The organism is Kitasatospora sp. NPDC042419 (assembly GCF_056437345.1).
On the sequence record NZ_JBWKAW010000011.1, the window covers coordinates 21,356 to 39,988 of the forward strand.

General features: G+C 74.0%; 18 protein-coding genes. 6 read left to right on the plus strand and 12 right to left on the minus strand.

Annotation, left to right across the window (positions count from 1 at the left end; translation table 11 throughout):
* Positions 1–85 precede the first annotated feature (85 nt).
* Both AC067J_RS21415 and AC067J_RS21420 read left to right on the plus strand, forming a co-directional pair.
* Complete coding sequence (locus AC067J_RS21415) at positions 86–1,450, plus strand: AAA family ATPase (protein WP_478301453.1); 1,365 nt, start codon at positions 86–88, stop codon at positions 1,448–1,450.
* Positions 1,398–2,024, plus strand: coding sequence for an RloB family protein (locus AC067J_RS21420; RefSeq protein WP_478301455.1), 627 nt, complete (start codon positions 1,398–1,400; stop codon positions 2,022–2,024). Before AC067J_RS21415 ends, AC067J_RS21420 begins: the two co-directional genes overlap by 53 nt.
* A 4-nt stretch (positions 2,025–2,028) precedes the next feature.
* Here AC067J_RS21420 and AC067J_RS21425 read toward each other — a convergent pair whose 3' ends face one another.
* Positions 2,029–3,666 (minus strand): DNA repair helicase XPB, encoded by a 1,638-nt coding sequence (locus tag AC067J_RS21425; RefSeq protein WP_478301457.1) that lies wholly within the window; start codon positions 3,664–3,666, stop codon positions 2,029–2,031.
* Positions 3,667–3,748: 82 nt separating this feature from the next.
* Positions 3,749–4,153: a hypothetical protein gene (locus tag AC067J_RS21430; protein ID WP_478301458.1), complete on the minus strand. Its 405-nt coding sequence runs from the start codon at positions 4,151–4,153 to the stop codon at positions 3,749–3,751.
* Between the two features lie 168 nt (positions 4,154–4,321).
* Here AC067J_RS21430 and AC067J_RS21435 point away from each other — a divergent pair, with 168 nt between their 5' ends.
* Positions 4,322–4,588, plus strand: coding sequence for a hypothetical protein (locus AC067J_RS21435; RefSeq protein ID WP_478301460.1), 267 nt, complete (start codon positions 4,322–4,324; stop codon positions 4,586–4,588).
* Positions 4,589–4,694: 106 nt separating this feature from the next.
* On the opposite strand, the gene AC067J_RS21440 is transcribed toward AC067J_RS21435, so the two are convergent.
* Positions 4,695–7,205, minus strand: coding sequence for a helicase-associated domain-containing protein (locus tag AC067J_RS21440; RefSeq protein ID WP_478301462.1), 2,511 nt, complete (start codon positions 7,203–7,205; stop codon positions 4,695–4,697).
* Between the two features lie 587 nt (positions 7,206–7,792).
* On the opposite strand from AC067J_RS21440, the gene AC067J_RS21445 reads away from it, so the two are divergent.
* A complete protein-coding gene (locus AC067J_RS21445) occupies positions 7,793–8,575 on the plus strand; it encodes a hypothetical protein (RefSeq protein WP_478301464.1) in 783 nt (260 codons plus the stop codon).
* 33 nt (positions 8,576–8,608) lie between these two features.
* On the opposite strand, the gene AC067J_RS21450 is transcribed toward AC067J_RS21445, so the two are convergent.
* The 4 genes from AC067J_RS21450 to AC067J_RS21465 all read right to left on the minus strand — a co-directional run bounded on the left by AC067J_RS21450 (position 8,609) and on the right by AC067J_RS21465 (position 12,786).
* Positions 8,609–9,595 (minus strand): ABC transporter substrate-binding protein, encoded by a 987-nt coding sequence (locus AC067J_RS21450; RefSeq protein ID WP_478301465.1) that lies wholly within the window; start codon positions 9,593–9,595, stop codon positions 8,609–8,611.
* 72 nt (positions 9,596–9,667) lie between these two features.
* A complete protein-coding gene (locus AC067J_RS21455; RefSeq protein ID WP_478301467.1) occupies positions 9,668–10,564 on the minus strand; it encodes an ABC transporter ATP-binding protein in 897 nt (298 codons plus the stop codon).
* Positions 10,564–11,616 (minus strand): FecCD family ABC transporter permease, encoded by a 1,053-nt coding sequence (locus AC067J_RS21460; protein ID WP_478301469.1) that lies wholly within the window; start codon positions 11,614–11,616, stop codon positions 10,564–10,566. The genes AC067J_RS21455 and AC067J_RS21460 overlap by 1 nt, the downstream gene beginning before the upstream one ends.
* 141 nt (positions 11,617–11,757) lie before the next feature.
* Positions 11,758–12,786 carry a FecCD family ABC transporter permease gene (locus tag AC067J_RS21465; RefSeq protein ID WP_478301471.1) on the minus strand — a complete coding sequence of 343 codons (1,029 nt, stop codon included), beginning with the start codon at positions 12,784–12,786 and terminating at the stop codon, positions 11,758–11,760.
* Positions 12,787–12,887: 101 nt separating this feature from the next.
* Here AC067J_RS21465 and AC067J_RS21470 point away from each other — a divergent pair, with 101 nt between their 5' ends.
* A complete protein-coding gene (locus tag AC067J_RS21470; RefSeq protein ID WP_478301473.1) occupies positions 12,888–13,517 on the plus strand; it encodes an HAD family hydrolase in 630 nt (209 codons plus the stop codon).
* Between the two features lie 85 nt (positions 13,518–13,602).
* Here AC067J_RS21470 and AC067J_RS21475 read toward each other — a convergent pair whose 3' ends face one another.
* Positions 13,603–13,839: a hypothetical protein gene (locus AC067J_RS21475; protein WP_478301475.1), complete on the minus strand. Its 237-nt coding sequence runs from the start codon at positions 13,837–13,839 to the stop codon at positions 13,603–13,605.
* Positions 13,840–14,311: 472 nt separating this feature from the next.
* Here AC067J_RS21475 and AC067J_RS21480 point away from each other — a divergent pair, with 472 nt between their 5' ends.
* On the plus strand, positions 14,312–14,695 hold the full coding sequence (locus AC067J_RS21480; protein ID WP_478301477.1) for a cold-shock protein: 384 nt from the start codon (positions 14,312–14,314) through the stop codon (positions 14,693–14,695).
* A gap of 63 nt (positions 14,696–14,758) precedes the next feature.
* On the opposite strand, the gene AC067J_RS21485 is transcribed toward AC067J_RS21480, so the two are convergent.
* The 4 genes from AC067J_RS21485 to AC067J_RS21500 form a co-directional block, all read right to left on the minus strand.
* Positions 14,759–15,604, minus strand: coding sequence for a 1,4-dihydroxy-6-naphthoate synthase (locus AC067J_RS21485; protein ID WP_478301478.1), 846 nt, complete (start codon positions 15,602–15,604; stop codon positions 14,759–14,761).
* Positions 15,597–16,481: a futalosine hydrolase gene (gene mqnB / locus AC067J_RS21490; RefSeq protein WP_478301480.1), complete on the minus strand. Its 885-nt coding sequence runs from the start codon at positions 16,479–16,481 to the stop codon at positions 15,597–15,599. Before mqnB ends, AC067J_RS21485 begins: the two co-directional genes overlap by 8 nt.
* Before the next feature lie 10 nt (positions 16,482–16,491).
* Positions 16,492–17,025, minus strand: coding sequence for a hypothetical protein (locus tag AC067J_RS21495; RefSeq protein WP_478301481.1), 534 nt, complete (start codon positions 17,023–17,025; stop codon positions 16,492–16,494).
* A 130-nt stretch (positions 17,026–17,155) separates the two neighbouring features.
* A complete protein-coding gene (locus tag AC067J_RS21500) occupies positions 17,156–18,571 on the minus strand; it encodes an MFS transporter (RefSeq protein WP_478301800.1) in 1,416 nt (471 codons plus the stop codon).
* Positions 18,572–18,633: the final 62 nt, after the last annotated feature.

Genomic DNA, 18,633 nt, shown 5'->3' on the forward strand with positions numbered 1-18,633 from the left:
TGAAAGCCTGATTCTGCGGAACTTCGCAGATTTCAGCGGTTTGATTTGGGTACTCTCCCCATCAGGTGGATGAGGAGGACCAGCGATGCTTATGCGGTTCCGGGTGGCCAACCACGCGTCGCTCCTGGAGGAGCAGGAGCTGAGCCTGGTCGCCACCGACGAGCACGACGACATCGCGGTTGCCGAGGTGCCTTCAGCAGGCGTTCGAGTGCTTCCCGCGCTCGCCATCCTTGGGGCCAACGCGTCGGGCAAGTCCAACGCGCTCCGGGCGCTCGTCTACATGCGTCACGCGGTCCTTGAGTCGCATGCCCGGTGGCTGCCGGATGGCGGGACGGCGCGCGTCCCGTTCCTGCTCACAGCGAGGGGCAGGGCGGTGCCGTCCGCGTTCGCCGTGGACATCGTGCTGGACGGCGTTCATTTCGAGTACGGCTTCGAGGTGGACGACCGGCAGGTGCGTGAGGAGTGGCTCAGGAGTTTCCCGGAGGGGCGGCCGCGCCGTCTCTTCGAACGTTCGGTGGCCGACGACGGGACATCGCGCTACGAGTATGGTCCGAGCTTCAGGGGGCGCAAGCGGCTGATTGAGGATGTGGTACGGCCGAACAGCCTCTATCTGTCGGCGGGGGCGGGCAACAACCACGATGTCCTACGGCGGATCCACCGCTGGTTCCACCGGGGCCTCCGGGTTGCACTTGACGCGAACTTCGGCGCGAGGATCCAAGAGACACGCAGGTTGTGGGATAAATCGGATGAATATCGCGACAGGCTCAGAAACCTGCTCCAGTTCGCTGACCTGGGTATCACCGATCTTTCGATCACTGAGGAGGAGTGGGACGATGAGCGCGTGCGACAGGTGAGGTCGGCCATGCGCGTCCTGGTCCCCGATATCCCGGAGGACGAGACATTCGAGGTGAAGCCAGCGCCTCAGGTCGGTTTCGTCCACGTGGCCGAAGGTGGGCCGGTCACCCTCGACCTCCATGACGAGTCGAACGGCACACGCACCTGGGCTGGACTGCTCGGTCCCGTGGTCGGCGCCTTGCAAGACGGCTCGCTTCTCGTCGTCGACGAGCTCGACGCACGGCTGCATCCGCATCTCGCTGCCCGAATGGTGGCGCTCTTCCAGGAGCGGAACCTGAACACCAAGGGTGCCCAGCTCCTCTTCAACACACATGACGCGACACTGCTGGCTCCGCACAGCGAGGCGAATCTGCAGAGGGACCAGGTCTACCTAGCGACCAAGGACGCCCGCACAGGCGCTACGGAGCTGACCGCGCTGGTCGACTTCAAGGTCAGGGCCGGCGTCGAGAATCTGGAGAAGCGCTACCTCGCAGGACGTTACGGTGCGCTACCTTTCTTCGACGAAGAGCTTCTGGTGGGGATCGGGGCGAAGCGTGGGGTCGATGAGGCGGGGCAAGCCGCTCGGGACGAAGAAGCAGAACGCGAACACGCGTGAGCAGGAGCGGCGCTTCCTGGTCTACTGCGAGGGGGCGGTCACCGAGAAGATCTACCTTCGTGGCCTCATCAAGGACCTTCGGCAGAAGCCGATCTCGTTGAAGATCGGCAACACGCACGGCGAGCCGTGGTCCCTTGTGAACTCCGCGATAGCACATGCCGCACGGGCGGACGAGTCGTTCGACGAGGTGTGGTGCGTGCTGGACGTCGAGGCCCCGCAACAGGCACCGTCTCTCGGCCGCGCATTGAGGCTGGCCCGGGAGAACGCCGTGAAGTGCGCGGTCTCCTCGCCGTGCTTCGAACTCTGGCTGCTGCTCCACTTCGGGCGGGGGCGGGCGTACCTGCACAGCAATCAGGCCGCCAAGGAGCTGGCGAAGGTCCTCAAGGGGTACGACCCCAAGGGGAAGGCGTTCGACTTCGACGATGTCAGGGGCCTGACCGGGAAGGCTCGGGCGGCGGCACTCGATCTGCACGCTCAGCATGAACAGCCAGGCGGGCAGATCGAGTGCTGGTGCGTCAGCAACCCGTGCACCTCAGTGGACAGCCTGTTGGACGCCCTGGATTACCGGCCCTGACCTGTTACAGCACGTCGTCCGCGTCGATGATGCGGTAGGCGTAGCCCTGTTCGGCGAGGAAGCGCTGGCGGTGGGCGGCGAAGTCCTGGTCGACGGTGTCGCGCGCGACCACGGAGTAGAAGTGCGCGGAGTGCCCGTCGGCCTTGGGGCGCAGCACGCGGCCGAGCCGCTGGGCCTCCTCCTGGCGGGAGCCGAAGGTGCCGGAGACCTGGATTGCGACGGTCGCCTCGGGCAGGTCGATGGAGAAGTTGGCGACCTTGGAGACGACGAGGACGCTGATCTCCTTGTTGCGGAAGGCGTCGAACAGCTTCTCGCGCTGGGCGTTGCTGGTCTCGCCCTTGATCACGGGTGCGTCCAGGGTCTCGCCGAGCTCGTCGAGCTGGTCGATGTACTGGCCGATGATCAGCGTCTGGTCCTTCTCGTGCTTCTTGACCAGGGCCTCCACCACGCGGCGCTTGGTCGCGGTGGTCGCGCAGAAGCGGTAGCGCTCCTCGGGTTCGGCGGTGGCGTAGGCGAGCCGCTCGGTGTCGGTCAGGGTGACCCGGACCTCGCAGCAGTCGGCGGGCGCGATGTAGCCCTGGGCCTCGATCTCCTTCCACGGCGCGTCGAAGCGCTTGGGGCCGATGAGCGAGAAGACGTCGCCCTCGCGGCCGTCCTCGCGGACCAGGGTGGCGGTCAGGCCGAGCCGGCGGCGGGCCTGGAGGTCGGCGGTGAACTTGAAGACCGGCGCCGGCAGCAGGTGCACCTCGTCGTAGACGACCAGGCCCCAGTTGCGGGCGTCGAAGAGTTCCAGGTGGGCGTAGACGCCCTTCCGCTTGGTGGTCATCACCTGGTACGTCGCGATGGTGACCGGGCGGATCTCCTTCCTGGTGCCGCTGTACTCGCCGATCTCGTCCTCGGTGAGCGAGGTCCGCTTGACCAGCTCGTGCTTCCACTGGCGGGCCGAGACGGTGTTGGTGACCAGGATCAGCGTGGTCGACTTGGCGTGCGCCATCGCCGCCGCGCCGACCAGCGTCTTGCCGGCGCCGCAGGGCAGCACGACGACGCCCGAGCCGCCGTGCCAGAAGCCCTCGACGGCCTGCGCCTGGTAGGGGCGCAGCTGCCAGCCGTTCTCGTCCAGCTCGATCGGGTGCGCCTCGCCGTCGACGTAGCCGGCGAGGTCCTCGGCGGGCCAGCCGAGCTTGAGCAGCACCTGCTTGATCTGGCCGCGCTCGGAGGGGTGCACGACGACGGTGTCCGGGTCGACCCGGGCGCCGACCAGCGGGGCGATCTTCTTGGAGCGCAGCACCTCCTCCAGCACCGGGCGGTCGGTGGTGGTGAGCACCAGGCCGTGGGTGGGGTGCTTGCTGAGCCGGAGCCGCCCGTAGCGGGCCATGGTGTCGGCCACGTCGACCAGCAGTGCGTGCGGCACGGGGTAGCGCGAGTACGTGACCAGGGCGTCGACCACCTGCTCGGCGTCGTGGCCGGCGGCGCGCGCGTTCCACAGCCCGAGCGGGGTGACCCGGTAGGTGTGCACGTGCTCGGGCGCGCGCTCCAGTTCGGCGAACGGCGCGATGACGCGCCGGCAGTCGGCGGCCTTGGGGTGGTCGATCTCCAGGAGGAGAGTTTTGTCGCTCTGGACGATGAGTGGTCCGTCGTTCACGCGGGGAAGCCCTCCACTGGCTGACAGGTCTGCAGGGACGCAGACCCTCCAGTGTCGCGCATCCGGCGGTGTGGTCGGGAGGCTACTTCCACTCGTGGTACTTGCCGGTGGACTTGCCGTCCGGGTCGACCTCGTACTCGAAGAGCCCCACGATGCCGTTGAGGCGCTCGAACTGCGGCGAAGCGGTGGAGAAGAAGAGCGATCCGCGCCAGCTGGTGCCGCCGCCCTCGGTGAAGTGGCCGATGCCGATGCCGTGCCAGCTGATCGACTGGCCGTCGGCGGTCATGTCGACCCCCTGGCCCTCGCCGCGGAGGGTGCCGTCGGCGCGGAGTTCGGACTCGTAGGTGCCGAACCCCTTGACCGGGGTGCCGTAGTAGTCGCCGCTGCCCTCGAACGAGACCTCGACGACGACGTGTCCTTCCTCCGCGGCGAGGACGCGTCGGCCGATGTCCCGGCCCGTGGTTTCGCCGATCGGGTCGCCGAGCATGATGGCTCCTTCCGTCGCCCCCCTTCCCTCTTCCTCCGGACTACGCCGCCGGGCGGTGTGCGTCAACCGCAGCACAGGGCGCGAGCGGTGGGCGGGCGGTGGGCGGGCGCGGGTTCCGGGGCGGCCGGGAGGGGGTGACCAGGGTCGGCGCGGCTCGTTGATGCGGGTATGAACAAGTCGAAGCGCGTCCTCACCGCTCTCGCCCTGGCCGGTACGGCCTTCGCCGCCACCGCCTCCTCGGCCACCTCCGCGCACGCCCTGGCGGGTATCGGCGAGGGGCCGGGCGGTCCGCTCGCGGCGCCCGCGTTCCTGCTCGCCGACCTGGCCGGAGCCAACTCCGTGATGCCGGTCGGGCAGGGCGACCTCGCCGCCATGGCGGACAAGGCGATGAAGGCGAAGCAGGCGGAGCAGGCGGCCCAGCAGCAGGGGCACTGACCTTCCGCCGCACCGGCCCTCCGGCCGGGCCGACCTTCCGCCGGCGGGTCCGTGGTCGGCGGGTCCGTGGCGGGTGGGCCCGTGGTCGGCGGGTCCGGCCGCGCCGCTACTCGTCGAGTTCGGCCACGCCGGTGATCCGGTGCAGCGCGAAGGTGCGCAGCTCGCCGTCGTGGTGGTCGTAGGCGGTGACGAAGCCGCCCTCGACCTTGACCGGGTCGATGATCCGCTGGCTGGCGAGGCCCTCGGCGTTGAGGTAGCCGATCCACATCCGCTCGCCGAGCAGGACGGCCGTCTGGAGCGCGGCGAGCGTCTCGGCCGCCGCCGTGCGCGGGAGTTGGCGCCCGGTGGCGGCGGTGGCGGCCGGTTCGCGGCGGACGGCGGTGGCGGCGCGGTCGCCGGCCCGGATCGCCTTGATCGCGGCGGCGAGCAGCGTGTCGTCCGGCGTGGGCGGCCCGTCCGGGACGGGCACGGGGGCCGCCCGGGGCGGGGTGCGGTGGCTGTCGGGGCGGGTGATCAGCACGTCGCCCTCGGCGGACTCGGCGGCGGGCGCGTACCCCATGGTGCGCAGGGTGGCGAGCAGGACGTCGGGCGGGGCCTGGGAGGCCAGCACGGTGGGGGCGAGCAGCCGCAGGCGCAGTTCGACGGAGCGGCGGTCGGCGAGCACCTCGTTGAGCAGCGCAGGGTCGTCGCAGCGCAGGTACGAGGAGGCGGCGCCGACCCGCAGGATGCCGTGCCGGCGGGCTACGTCGTCGATCAGGTAGCCGAGCGGCTGGGGGACCGGCGTCCGGGAGTGCTGTTCCAGGAAGGCCCGCAGGTCGGCGGCGCTCCGGCCGGCGTCGAGGGCGCGGCGGACCGACTCGGGGGTGAACCGGTAGACGGTGGCACCGCCCTTGGACTCGATGTCGGCGCAGAGCGCGAGCGCGTGGGCGAGCGGGGTGAGCAGCGGGCCGGGGGCGACCGCGGTGAGGTCGGGCTGGAGGATCACGTGGTCCAGCGGCTGCGGCAGCAGCGGCGCCAGGACCTCGGCGGGGTCGGCCTCGGCGGTGAGCAGCGCGCGGGCGGGGGCGGCGAGGGCGCCCCGGCCGGTGATGCCGAGGAGTTCGGCCTCGGCGAGGGTCCAGCCGGCGAGGTCGTCGCGCAGGTCGCGGCCGTCGGGGGCGGCCGGGCCGCCGCGCAGCGGGCGCTGCCAGCGGAGGGTGGGGAGCAGTTCGTCGGCGGTGGCCGGGGTGCCGGGCGGCAGTTCGGCGAGCAGGGCGAGGGCGGCGCGGCGGACGGACGGGGCGAGGGTGCGGTCCAGCTCCGGGCCGAGGGCGGCGCGTGGCTTGCCCTTGCTGTCGGCGCTGCCGGCGAGGGCGGGGACGCGGGTGGCGGCGAGCCAGGCCTGGGCGAGGACGGTCCAGCGTGCGGCGGTGCCGAGGTGGAGCCAGTCGTCGTACCCGGGGGTGGGGGCCCAGCGTTCGTCGGCCTCGCCGTCCGGGGCCAGCAGCCCCGAGGTGTAGGCGAGTTCGATCCAGAAGGAGGCGAGCTGCTCGGTGGTCTCCAGGGCCTGCGCGGTGCGCTTGAGGTCGCGGACGCCGAGGCCGCCGGCGCGCAGGGTGGGCGGCGGGGTGAGGCCCCAGAGGTCGAGCAGTTCCTCGACGGTCCGGACGGCGGTGTGCGCCTGTCCGGCGGCCGCGTTGTCCACAGCCTGTGGATCGCGCGGTGGAGCGGCGGGCGAGGGTTCGGGCTGGACCGGTTCGACGGTGCGGTGCGAGCGGCCGCCGCGCAGGTGGAGGGCGAGTTCGCGGGGGAGGACGACGCTGCCCGGGCTGGTGGGCAACAGCAGGCCGCGGGCGAGCAGCCACTCCACCGGGCTCTGCGCGTCCGCGGCGGTGACCGGGCGGGTGGCGTCCGGGACGGTGCCGGTGGGCGGCCCCCAGACCAGCCGTTCGAGCAGCCGTAGCGCCGGTTCGGGGGCGGTGGCGAGCAGCTGGTCGCAGCGGGTGCGGTCGGTGAGCAGCGCGGCGAACGCGCCGACGGCGGAGACCGGGTCGGGCGTCGGCGGCTGCCCGGCGGAGTCGAGCAGCTGCTGGAGGCGGGCCGGGGACATGCCGGTGCTCGCCTCGGCGAAGGTCGGGCCGAGGCCGGTGCGGCCGGGGTTGGCGGCGGTCGGTGCGAGCGCCTCGCGGGCGGCGATGACCAGCCGCAGGCCGTTGTCGGGACCCCAGAGCAGGGCGCGGTCGCGCAGGGTGGCGAGCGCCCGGGGGAGCGCGGCGGCGACGGCGGAGCGGTCGGCGGCGGTCAGCGGGGTGGCGCCGGGGTGCGGCTTCACCTTGGCGGGCCCGGCGAGCAGGGTGCGGACGGCGGTGGGGGAGGCGCCGTCCGGGAGGGCGGCGAGTGCCTCGGCGACCTGGAGGGTGAACCGGTCCAGCCGCTCCAGTGCGCGCAGGGCGGAGGCGCGGGAGGAGAGCCGGGCGGCGAGCTGGGTGAGGTCGCCGGGAACGGGGTTGAGCAGGTCGGGGCGGGACCGGAGCAGGGTGGCGAGGTCGTCGTCGGGCCGGGTGCGGAGTTCCTCTGCGAGGGTGCGGGGGCCGGCGGCGGACTTGGCCTGGCGTTGGGGGCCCTGCTGTGTGGTCATTCGACCTAGGTTAGTCGGGCCGGGGCGGGGTGGGGGATGGGGCGGAGACCGGGTGGTGCGGGTCGGTTCCGCCGGCGGGCCGGGGCCGGATCGGGGTCGGGACGGGGTCGGGACGGTGCCGCCCCGGGCACGGGTCGGGACGGGCGTCGGCGGGCGGGGCGGTTCGTACGACCCGGCGCGGGCGGCCCGGAGCACGGTTCGGCTCGCGTGGCGGGACGGCGGGTGGGTACCGTCACGGGCAGCGAGGCTGGGGACGGGTTTCGGTACGGGTTCCGGTACGGGTTCGGGCAAGGCGGGGTGTGGTGGGGATGTCGGACGGCGAGTGGTGGCGCAAGCAGGGGCCCTGGAGCGAGCCACCGGGCTCGGGGGGTACTGCGGGCCAGGCCGGAGCGGGTGACGGGGACAGCGTGTACGCCCAGGAGGCGGCGCCCGCTACGCCTCCGCGCCCGTCGGCACCGCCGCGCCCCGCTGCACCGCCTCCCGCGCCTCCGTCCACGCCTCCCGCGTCTCCCGCCGCGCCCGTCCCGCCCTCGTCGTCCGCCGCGCGGCCACCGGCCTCGCCCTCGTTCGGCGGGGACTCGCCATGGGTGTCGAAGCGCGTGGAGGGGGCGCCCGACGACCCGGATGCGCTGCCCGCGCCGTACCGGGCGATGAGCACGGGTGACTGGGACTACGTGTCGATCGACTTCGGGGAGGGGCCGGTCGCGTCCAACAAGCCGATCCCCGAGCAGCGGAGCGCCCCGGACGGCACCGACGAGGACGGTCCGGACGCCGCCGGGAACGAGGCCACCGAGTCGGCTGCCGAGCCGGGTGCCGACGCCGCGCCCGGGAAGGGCAGGGCGGGGAAGGGGCAGGGAGCGCAGGGGAAGCCGGGCGGGGCGAAGCCGGGCAAGGGCAGCGGCAAGGACAAGGGCAGACCGGGCAGGTCGAAGGGCCGGGGCCGGGGGGCCGCTCCCGCTCCCGACGCCGGGACCCCTGCGGCGCCGGCGAAGTCCGGTGCGGCGGCGGGGCGTCGACCTGCGCCCCTGCTGCTGCTCGCCGCCGCCGTCCTGGTGGGCGGCGCCGTCACCGGTCAGCTGATCGCGATGCTGGTGGGCTGGGCGCTCGGCTACCTGTCCCGCCACCTGACCGACTTCACCCGCAAGTTGGCCGTGTTCGGGATTCCGCTGATGACGGTCAGCGGCAGCTCCCTCTGGTTCTGGGGGCGCGCCCAGGGGCGTTGGGGCACCGGGCTGGAACAGGGGCAGCAGGCCACCGACGCCGTGTGGAGCTCCGCGCCCGAGGTGCTGCGGCTGGCGGCGGTGCTGTCGGCCGTCTTCCTGCTGGCGATGTCGGTCCGGCGGCGCCGGGCGGCCGATCCGGGACAGTAGGCGTAGGAGTAGGCGTAGGCGTCCCGCCGCCGCTCAGGCGCCCAGGAAGCGCTGCAGCTCCGTCAGGACGTAGTTGGCCCCCGTGTAGCCGATCCCCTGGAACCACAGTTGGTCGTCGACCGGGAACGCGCGGTGCGCCTTGACCGCGCCGAGGCCCTGCCACGCCGGGCTCGCCAGCGCGGCCGTCGTGCCGGCCCGCCCGGGGTCGCCGTACGTCGCGTACAGCAGCAGGTCGCCGTCGGCCCTGGCGAGCTGGTCCGCGGGGATCTCCACCTCGGCCTGGTCGCCGTTCTGCGAGTCCGGCCGCCCCAGCTGGACGTCGGCCAGCACCGACCCGGGGAAGCTCTGCCTCCCGTACAGCCGGATGCCCCCGCCCTCGACGAACCGGAGCAGGCTGACCTTCCGCCCGCCGGCCCTGGCGTTCGCCAGCGCCGTCACCACCTGGTTGACGTGCCGCTGGTAGGAGGCGGCGAACGCCTCGGCCGCGTCCTGCCGGCTCAGCGCCTGGGCGTGCGTCTGGACGTTGGCCTTCCACGGTGCGCCGGTGGTCTGGGTGAGGACGGTCGGGGCGATCGCCCGCAGGGCCTCGTACCGGCCGCCGTCCCGGGCCTGGTTGGAGAGGATGAGGTCCGGCCGCAGGGCGCGGACCGCGCCGAGGTCCGGGTCGCCGACGGCGCCGACGGGCGCGATCGGGGCGAGCCGGGAGGCCGGCCAGTAGTCGGGGAAGGCCGGGTCCGCCGCCGGTCGGGCCGCGCCGACCGGCGTGATGCCGAGGGTGAGCGCGGAGTCCAGCTCGGCGGTGTCCAGGGTGACGACCCGCATCGGCGCGCCCGGCACCGCGACCGGTCCCGTGGCGGTGGTCACGACGACGTCCGGCAGCGGCGCGGGGGTGGCCGATTCGGCGGCGACGACGCCGTCCACGGGCGGGGGAGACGCGTGCCGCGTGGTGCAGCCGGCGAGGGCGGCGCCACCGAGCCCGCCGAACGCGGTCAGCAGGGCGCGGCGGGTGATCGGGGGCATCAGCGGTCCTCGGACGGATCGGGACGGGATGGCAATCCGTCGATTATGTCCGAATTGGATGAGAAAAAGGCGCTATGCGTTCGCCTTGACCGTCCACGGCGCGCCCGGCACCACCAACGGGGTACCCGTCACGGGATCCGGCACCACCACCGAGTCCAGCCCGAACACCTCGCGCACCAGCTCCGCCGTCACCACCTCCGCCGGCGGCCCCTGGGCGACGATCCGCCCGTCCCGCATGGCGACCAGGTGGTCCGCGTACCGGGCCGCCTGGTTGAGGTCGTGCAGGACGGCGACCACCGTCCGCCCGCGCTCCACGTTCAGCCGGCGGACCAGGTCCAGCACCTCCACCTGGTGCGCGATGTCCAGGAAGGTGGTCGGCTCGTCCAGCAGCAGGATGTCGGTGCCCTGGGCGAGCGCCATCGCGATCCAGACCCGCTGCCGCTGCCCGCCCGACAGCTCGTCCACACCGCGCTCCGACAGCTCGGCGGTGGAGGTCCGCTCCAGCGCCTCGGCGACGGCCGCCTCGTCCTCCGCCGACCACTGCTGCCACCAGCTCTGGTGCGGCTGGCGGCCGCGCGAGACCAGATCGGCGACGGCGATGCCCTCGGGCGCGGTCGGCGACTGCGGGAGCAGCCCGATCCGCCGGGCGATCAGCTTGGTGGGGACGCGCGCCAGCTCCTCGCCGTCCAGCAGCACGGCGCCGCGGGTCGGCTTCAGCAGCCGGCCGAGGGCCCGCAGCAGGGTGGACTTGCCGCACGCGTTCGGTCCGACGATCACCGTGACCTTCCCGTCCGGGATCCGCAGGTCGAGCCCCTCGGCGACGGTGCGGGCCTCGTAGGCGAGGGTCAGGCCGCGCGCTTCGAGCCGGTGGGCCGACCCGGGACCGGCGGACTCCGGCCCGGCGGACTCCGGCCGGGTGGACCCCGGCCGGGTGGGCTCGGGCTTGGCGGACACCGCGTCAGCGGACATCAGGAACCTCCACGGCGGGAACGGATCAGCAGCCACATCAGGTACGGCGCGCCGACCAGCCCGGTCACCACGCCGACCGGCAGCTCGGTCGGAGCCAGCAGCCGCCGCGCCAGCAGGTCGGCCAGCACCACGACCAGCGCGCCGGTCAGCGCCGAGCAGAACAGCGGGATCTGCGCCGAGCGGGCCAGCCGCAGCGCGATCTGCGGGGCCATCAGCGCGACGAAGTCCACCGGACCGGCCGCACCCGCCGCGCAGGAGGCGAGCACGATGCCGAGCAGCGCCATGCCGAGCCGGATCCGGTCCAGCCGCAGGCCCAGCCCGACGGCGGTGGCGTCGTCGAAGGAGATCGAGCGCTGCGCCCGCGCCGCCCAGAGCGCCACCGGCACGGCGGCCAGCAGCACCCAGGCGAGCCAGGCCGCCTGGTCGTAGCCGGAGCCGTTGAGGCTGCCGGTCATCCACACCTTGGCGGCCTGCGCCTGGAAGCCGTCGCCCTTGGTGAGGAAGAGGGAGGTGAGGGAGGAGAGCGCCACCGAGATGCCGATGCCGACCAGCACGAACCGCTGCGCGTGCAGCCCGCGCCGCCAGGCCAGCAGGTACACCAGCAGGCCGGCCGCCAGTCCGCCGGCCACGGCCGCGTACGGCACCTCGCCGGTGGAGCCGACCACGCCGTACGCCATCAGGCCGACCACCGTCGCCGTCGCGCCCCAGGAGACGCCGACCACGTCGGGGCTGGCCAGCGGGTTGCGGGCGACGGTCTGGACCAGCGCGCCGGCCAGGCCGAGCGCGGTGCCGACCAGCAGGCCCACCACCACCCGGGGGAGCCGGAACTCGCCGACCACCAGCTCGTGCGGGCTCGGCTGCCCCAACACCACCTTCACCACCTCGCCCGGCGAGACGGTGGACTCGCCCAGGCAGAGCGACGCGACGACGGTGCAGGCCAGCGCCAGCACCAGGCCGAGCGCGGCGGCGGTCGAACGGCGGTGCAGGAGGAAGGAGGCCCGCCCGGCGCGCAGCACGGTGTAGCCGCGCAGGGCGACCGCGTTCGCGCTCATGCGCCCACCTCGCAGAGCTCGGCAGGCGCTTCGCGCCACGCGCGCCCCTGGATGACTCGCTCGCTGCGCTCGCTCATGCGCCCACCTCGCAGAGCTCGGCAGGCGCTTCGCGCCACGCGCGCCCCTGGACGACCCGCTCGCTCATGCCGCCACCACCTTTCGCCGCCGGACCAGCGCGACCAGCACCGGCACCCCGACCAGCGCCGTCATCACCCCGGCCGGCACCTCGGACGGCGGGAAGAGCACCCGGCCCAGCGCGTCGGCGAGCAGCAGCAGCGCCGGGCCGAGCACGGCGGAGAAGGCGAGCACCCAGCGGTGGTCGGCCCCGGCGACCGCGCGGGCGGCGTGCGGCACGGCCAGGCCGACGAAGGCGATCGGGCCGGCCGCGGCGACCGCCGAGCCGGTCAGCACGGTCGCGCCGAGCGCGCCCACCACCCGGACCAGCCCGGTCTTCGCGCCGAGCCCCTTGGCGGTGTCGTCGCCGAGTGCCAGCGCGTCCAGTCCGCGCGCCACCGAGAACACCAGCACCGTGCCGACCAGCAGGAACGGCAGCAGCTGCCAGGCCACGTCGGAGGTGCGGCCGGAGAGCGAGCCGACGTGCCAGAACCGGAACTGGTCCATGGCGGCCGCGTCGGTGGTCAGGACGAGCGTGTTGAGCGAGGCGATGAACGCGGACATCGCGGAGCCGGCCAGCGCCAGCTTGATCGGTGTCGCCCCGCCCCGGCCGCGCCCCGCCAGCCCGTACACCAGGACGGTGGCGATCACCGCGCCGGCGAAGCCGAACCAGACGTACCCGGTGAGGGTGGAGATCCCGAACGCGGAGATCGCCAGCACGACGCCGGCCGCCGCGCCCTGGCTGACGCCGAGGATGCCCGGGTCGGCGATCGGGTTGCGGGTGATGCCCTGCATGACGGCGCCGGCCAGGCCGAGCGCCGCGCCGACCGCGAGGCCGACCACCGTCCGCGGCACCCGCAGCTCGCGGACGACGACGGCGTTGGCGGTGTCCCCGCCGTGCAGCAGGGCGTCGACGGTCTCGTCGAACGGGATGGTGCGGCTGCCGACCGCGAGGCTCAGCAGCGCCGCGGCGACCAGGACGGTCAGGGCGGCGGCGAGCCAGAGTATTCGGCGGCGCAGCAGTCGCCGCTTGCCGGGCGCGGGGGTGTCGGTCATGGCTCTCTCTCGCAGATAGCTCAGGCAAACCTAAGTTCCGTGGAGAAGCCGGGGCAAATCGTTCGGTTCGACGGGTTCGACGGGTTGGATAGCCTGACGGTATGCCTGCGACCTCGGATGCCCCGCTCACCGTCGGTTTCGACCTCGACATGACCCTGCTGGACACCCGGCCCGGCATCCGGGCCACCTACCTGGCGCTCTCCGCCGAGACCGACACCTACATCGACGCCGACCTGGTGGTCACCCGGCTCGGCCCGCCGCTCCTCGACGAGCTGCGCAACTGGTTCCCGGCGGAGGGCCTGGACGCGGTCGCCGACCGGTACCGCACGCTGTACCGGGAGTACGCCTTCGCCCCGACCGTCGCCCTGCCGGGCGCGCACGCCGCCGTCGAAGCGGTCCGCTCGCACGGCGGCCGGGTCGCCGTGATCACCGGCAAGTACGAGCCGAACGCCCGGCTCCACCTCGACCACGCGGGCCTGCACGCGGACGCGCTGGTCGGCGACCTCTGGGCGGAGACCAAGGGCGACGCGCTGCGCGAGCACGGCGCCACCGTGTACGTCGGCGACCACCTCGGCGACATCCGGGGCGCCCGGCACGCGGACGCCGTCGCGGTCGGTGTGGCCACCGGTCCGTACGGCGCGGAGGAGCTGCTGGCGGCGGGGGCGGACGTGGTGCTGGCCGACCTCACCGAGTTCCCGGCCTGGCTGGCCGGGCACCTCGCCGGCCGCTGACGGGAGTCCGCCGACGGGGCCGGCCACCGGTGCACGGCCACCGGGCACCGTCGACGCGGGTGGGCCGGGGCGTCAGGCCGGGGCGTCAGGCCTCGGCGCGCGCCCGGCGGCGCTGGGAACGCGCCGAGAGCAGCAGCCCGGTCAGGGCGAGCAGGAAGCCCAGCGGCATCAGCATGCTCAGCCAGTACGCGGCCGTCGGCAGCGGCGTCAGGTGCAGGAAGAGCGGGACGAAGGTCACCAGGGTGGCGAGCGCGCCGAGCCCGAAGACGATCGCTCCGGCCTTGACGTAGGAATCGCCGTGGTCGGCGCTCTGGCTGCTCACTGGGCTTGCTCCTCTGCGGGGGTCGGCTGCCGTCCCAGTCTCGCAGAGGCCCGCCGGCCGCCGACCGCGGCACCGGCGCCCGGCGCCGCTTCGCGGACGAGCGGTCCGGTCACGTTGCGCAGTTTCCCGGGCGCTGGGAGTTTTGATCCCTGCTGGGCGGGGGTATGCAGGCTGTGCCGAGGGGCGCACTGGTGCGCCCCGCTCTCTTCGACCGGGGGTGTGAGCCTGTGGAAAGCGCCGAGCCGCGCCCCGGCCGTGCCGGTACCGGGTCGCCCGCGGTCGCCGGAGCTCCGTACGGATCTTTCGCGGAACGCGGATGAGACAGTGACGGACCGTTAGTCTGCTCTCTACAGCGTGCTGACCGTACGCGCCTCGTCGGCGCGTCCCCCCAAGGTCGGTCCGCCCACCCACCACCCAGTGATCCCCGGCCAGGGCCGGGGGTCCCTCACACCCATATCGAGGACTGTTCGAGATGCCCACCGGCCAGGTCAAGTGGTTCAACGAGACGAAGGGCTTCGGCTTCCTGTCGCGCGACGACGGCGGCGATGTCTTCGTCCACACCAAGGCGCTGCCCGCCGGTATCACGTCGCTGAAGCCGGGCCAGCGGGTCGAGTTCGGCGTGGTCGCCGGCCACCGCGGCGACCAGGCGATGCAGGTCACCCTGCTCGACGCGCTGCCGTCGGTGGCCGCCGCCCAGCGGAAGAGCCCCGACGACATGGCGGCGCTCGTCCAGGACCTCATCACGATGATGGACGCGGTGCTGCCGGGCCTCCAGCACGGCCGCTACCCGGCCAAGCCGGCCGGGCAGAAGCTGGCGGTGCTGCTGCGCGGCGTGGCGGACCAGTTCGACGTGTAGTGCCGGTGTCCGGGCCCCGGGGAATCCGGGGCCCGGACACCCGGGGGAGCTTCCGGGGGAGCTCTAGAAGTCCAGCGCGCCCGGGGCGAGCGGGGGCACCAGCCCCTCGGCGGCGGCCCGGGTGAGCAGCGCGCGCACGGCGCCGTGGCCCTCCTCGCCGAGCTCCGCGGTGAACTCGTTCACGTACAGGGCGATGTGCTGGTCGGCGACGGCCGGGTCCATCTCCTGGGCGTGCGCCAGCACGTACTCCCGGCTGGCGGCCGGGTCGTCCCAGGCCTGCCGGACGGAGGTGCGGATCGTCTCGGTGAGCGCCCGCAGCCGCTCGGCGCCCAGGGAACGCCTGGCGATGATCGCGCCGAGCGGGATCGGCAGGCCGGTCTCCCGCTCCCAGGCCTCGCCCATGTCGGCGAGGCAGCGCAGGCCGTAGTCCCGGTAGGTGAACCGGGCCTCGTGGATGACCAGGCCGGCGTCCACCCGGCCGTCCCGGACGGCGGGCATGATCTCGTGGAACGGCAGGACGACGACCTTCCCCAGGCCCCCCGGCACCGCCGTGGCCGCCCAGAGCCGGAACAGCAGGTAGGCGGTGGACCGCTCGGACGGGACGGCGACCGTCTTCCCGCTCAGGTCGTCGCCGCCGTCGGGGCGGGTCAGCACCAGCGGGCCGCAGCCTCGCCCGAGCGCGCCGCCGCACGGCAGCAGCGTGTACTCGTCCAGCACCCAGGGCAGCGCCGCGTAGCTGATCTTGAGGACGTCCAGTTCGCCGCGCTCGGCCAGCCCGTTGGTGACGTCGATGTCCGCGAAGGTGACCTCGGGGGCGTCCGCGCCGGGGACGAGCCCGTGCGCCCAGGCGTGGAAGACGAAGGTGTCGTTCGGGCAGGGCGAGTAGGCGATGCTCAGCCGTTCAGCCACGGCCGGCCTCCTTCGACGCGTTCCGGCAGGATGTCAGCAGCTCGGGGTAGGGGAGGGCGGCGAAGGCGCGCTCCAGCGCGGCCAGCGCGTCGCCGATCCGCCAGGCGGCCCGGTCGCGCGGGCCCACCGGGTTGGAGACGGTGCGCAGCTCGAACACCGGCACCCCGTGCCGGGCGGCCGCCTCGGCGACCCCGAACCCCTCCATCGCCTCGGCCGCCACCCCCGGGTGGCGGGCGGTCAGGGCGGCGGCGCGTCCGGCGCTGCCGGTCACCGTGGAGACGGTGAGCACGGTGCCGGTGAGCACGGGGCCGCCGCCCTGGCCCGGCGTCCCGGAGGCGCTCAGGGCCCCGGTTGCGTCCAGGGCCACGGCGGCGCTCAGGGCTCCGGCGACGCTCAGGGCTTCGGCGACGAGTGCCACGGCGGCCGGTGCGGGAGTGTGCCGGACGGTCCCGAAGCCCAGTTCGGTGACGTCGGCGAAGCCCTCGGGGGTCTCCGCGCCCAGGTCGGCGGCGACGATGTGCTTGGCGACCACGGTCGCGCCGACCGGCGCGTGCGGGGCGAACCCGCCGGCGATGCCGGCGGAGACCACCAGGTCGTAGCGGGCGGTGGCGAGGGCGGTGGCCGCTCCGGCCGCAGCGGCGGCCGGTCCGACCCCGCCGGCCAGCACGTCGACCGTCACCCCCGACGGGTGCTCGACCCGGTCCGGTGCGCCGCCGGGCCACGTCCCGTCGCCGGCCGCCGGGGCGGGCCCGGCGGTGGTGCCCGGCGCGGCGGTCAGGCCGCGCAGCACCGCAGCGGCCTCGGCGGGCACCGCGACGACGACGAGCAGCCGGGCCCGCGCGGGGCCCGACTGCTCGTCGGGAAGTCGTACCGTCACCGGACGGCCGTCAGTTGTCCTGGGTGTTCAGCTGGAAGTACCAGACACCGTAGATCGCGTCGGGCTGCTGCGGGTCGGTCTCCACCACGGTGATCAGGGTCTTGCCGGAGGCGTTGAGCGCCTTGCTGGCCGGGACCGAGCCCGAGTAGGTGGTGTCCTTCGCCGCCGAGGCGAGGATGAAGCGCCCGCCGGAGCCCTGCTGGCCGCCGTTGGTGTTGGCCCACCAGCCGCGGTCCGCCACCTCGGGGCTCACGCCGACGCCGATCCGGTCGCTGACGGTCACGTCGGACTTGGGGAGCGTGCCGTCCTCCAGGGCCTTCCCGGCCTTGTCCTGGCACTCCTCCTGCTGCTGCTCGGTCAGCGGGCTGCCGTCGTTGAAGCAGAACGGGTCCGCCGCGAACGAGGAGTTGCCGACCGTCAGGGTCACGCGGTGGTCGCTGATCTCGTGCTGGTTGGACGCGAACGCGATGGACCCGCCGACCGTGCCGGCGCCGATCACGACGACGGCGCCGAGGGCGGCGATGACACGGGTGCTGAGGCTCATGCGTCAGAGGCTACCGGGCTTTCCCGATCACGCTACGCGGGGGTCGGCAACCGCGTGTTGTGCCCCGGACCGGCCGGTCCGGCCGCGGGCCGCGGCGCGCGCCGCTCCGGCGGGGCCCCGGAGAGGGGGCCTACGCCACCCGGGGCGCGGCCGAGCGGTGCCGCAACCCCACCCGGAAGAGCGAGCGGACCGTCCAGAGCAGCACCGCGCCGACCACCGCGGCCGCCACCGAGAGGCCCAGCGCCCCGTTCAGCGGCAGGAGGATGCCGACCGCTCCGCCGGCCACCCAGGACATCTGCAGCAGCGTCTCCGACCGTGCGAAGGCGGAGGTCCGCACCGACTCGGGGACGTCCCGCTGGATCAGCGCGTCCAGCGACAGCTTGCCCAGCGAGGCCGCCACCCCGGACGTCCCGGCGACCAGCACCACGGTCGCCGCGCCGTACCAGAGCGCGGCCGCCGCGGTGGCGCACCCGGCCAGCAGCAGCATCGCGGTGACCGTCACCTCCGGGCCGCGGGTGCGCAGCATCGCACCGAGCACCGAGCCCAGCGCGTTGCCCGTCCCGGCGGCCAGCGCCACCACACCCAGCGCCAGGGTCGGATCGAGATCGCCGATCGGCTCCTCGCGGAGCAGGAACGCCAGGAACATCACCAGGAAGCCGACCAGCCAGCGCAGCGCCGACATCGCGCGCAGCGCCAGGATCACCGACGGGCCGACGGTGCGCAGCGACGCCTTGGGCCGCTGCTCGGCGGGCGCCGGCACGGACGCCTTGCCGTGCAGGATGCCGTGGTGCCCCGGCCCGTGCTCCTCGGCGTGCAGGACGGCCCGCTGCTCGCCCTTGGCCGAGTCCACCTTGTGCGGCAGGTGGAAGGCCATCAGGGTGCCGGCCACGAACACCAGGAACGCCCCGCGCAGCGGCCAGCCCGGCCCGATCAGGTGCAGCAGCCCGCCCACCCCCGCCGCCACCATGGTCGCCAGCAGCCCGGCCAGGGTGACCCGGGAGTTCGCCTTCACCAGCGACAGCCGGCTCGGCAGCAGCCGGGGCACCACCACGCTGCGCACCACCCCGTACGCCTTGGACGCGACCAGCACGCCCAGGGCCTCCGGGTAGAGCGCCAGCCCGCCGCCGGCCACCACGCCGGCCATGGTCCAGGCGAGCACGGCGCGGGCCAGCATCGACATCGCCATGGCGGCCCGGCGGCCGTGCGGCAGGCGGTCCAGCAGCGGGCCGATCACCGGGGCCAGCAGGGCGAACGGCGCCATCGTGATCAGCAGGTAGAGCCCCACCCGGCCGCGGGCCTCGCCGGTCGGGACGGAGAAGAAGATGGTTGAGGCCAGCGCGACGGTGATCAGCATGTCGCCGAAGGAGTTCAGCGCGTGCAGCTCGATCAGCTTGGCCAGGCCCGACTCGCCGGCGCCCTCGGCGGAGGTGGCCCGGCGGATCCGGCGGCCGGTGCCGTGCACCACCTTGCCGGTGCGGGAGCCGGCGGCGGAGGCGGTCCGGACCAGGAAGTGGCGGCGGGGCTCCTCATCCTCCTCCGCGGGCACCCCGTCCTGCTCCGGCCGCGCGTTCTCCGGCAGGACCTCCGCCGGGGGGTCGTCCTCCGGCG

What these genes read in the sequence shown, in the direction of transcription:
- AC067J_RS21460 (WP_478301469.1), bottom strand. Translation starts at nt 11,616, where the DNA reads ATGAGCGCGAACGCGGTCGCCCTGCGCGGCTACACCGTGCTGCGCGCC.
- AC067J_RS21450 (WP_478301465.1), bottom strand. Translation starts at nt 9,595, where the DNA reads ATGCCCCCGATCACCCGCCGCGCCCTGCTGACCGCGTTCGGCGGGCTC.
- AC067J_RS21470 (WP_478301473.1), top strand. Translation starts at nt 12,888, where the DNA reads ATGCCTGCGACCTCGGATGCCCCGCTCACCGTCGGTTTCGACCTCGAC.
- AC067J_RS21420 (WP_478301455.1), top strand. Translation starts at nt 1,398, where the DNA reads ATGAGGCGGGGCAAGCCGCTCGGGACGAAGAAGCAGAACGCGAACACG.
- AC067J_RS21430 (WP_478301458.1), bottom strand. Translation starts at nt 4,153, where the DNA reads ATGCTCGGCGACCCGATCGGCGAAACCACGGGCCGGGACATCGGCCGA.
- AC067J_RS21415 (WP_478301453.1), top strand. Translation starts at nt 86, where the DNA reads ATGCTTATGCGGTTCCGGGTGGCCAACCACGCGTCGCTCCTGGAGGAG.
- AC067J_RS21465 (WP_478301471.1), bottom strand. Translation starts at nt 12,786, where the DNA reads ATGACCGACACCCCCGCGCCCGGCAAGCGGCGACTGCTGCGCCGCCGA.
- AC067J_RS21435 (WP_478301460.1), top strand. Translation starts at nt 4,322, where the DNA reads ATGAACAAGTCGAAGCGCGTCCTCACCGCTCTCGCCCTGGCCGGTACG.
- AC067J_RS21495 (WP_478301481.1), bottom strand. Translation starts at nt 17,025, where the DNA reads ATGAGCCTCAGCACCCGTGTCATCGCCGCCCTCGGCGCCGTCGTCGTG.
- AC067J_RS21455 (WP_478301467.1), bottom strand. Translation starts at nt 10,564, where the DNA reads ATGTCCGCTGACGCGGTGTCCGCCAAGCCCGAGCCCACCCGGCCGGGG.
- AC067J_RS21480 (WP_478301477.1), top strand. Translation starts at nt 14,312, where the DNA reads ATGCCCACCGGCCAGGTCAAGTGGTTCAACGAGACGAAGGGCTTCGGC.
- AC067J_RS21440 (WP_478301462.1), bottom strand. Translation starts at nt 7,205, where the DNA reads ATGACCACACAGCAGGGCCCCCAACGCCAGGCCAAGTCCGCCGCCGGC.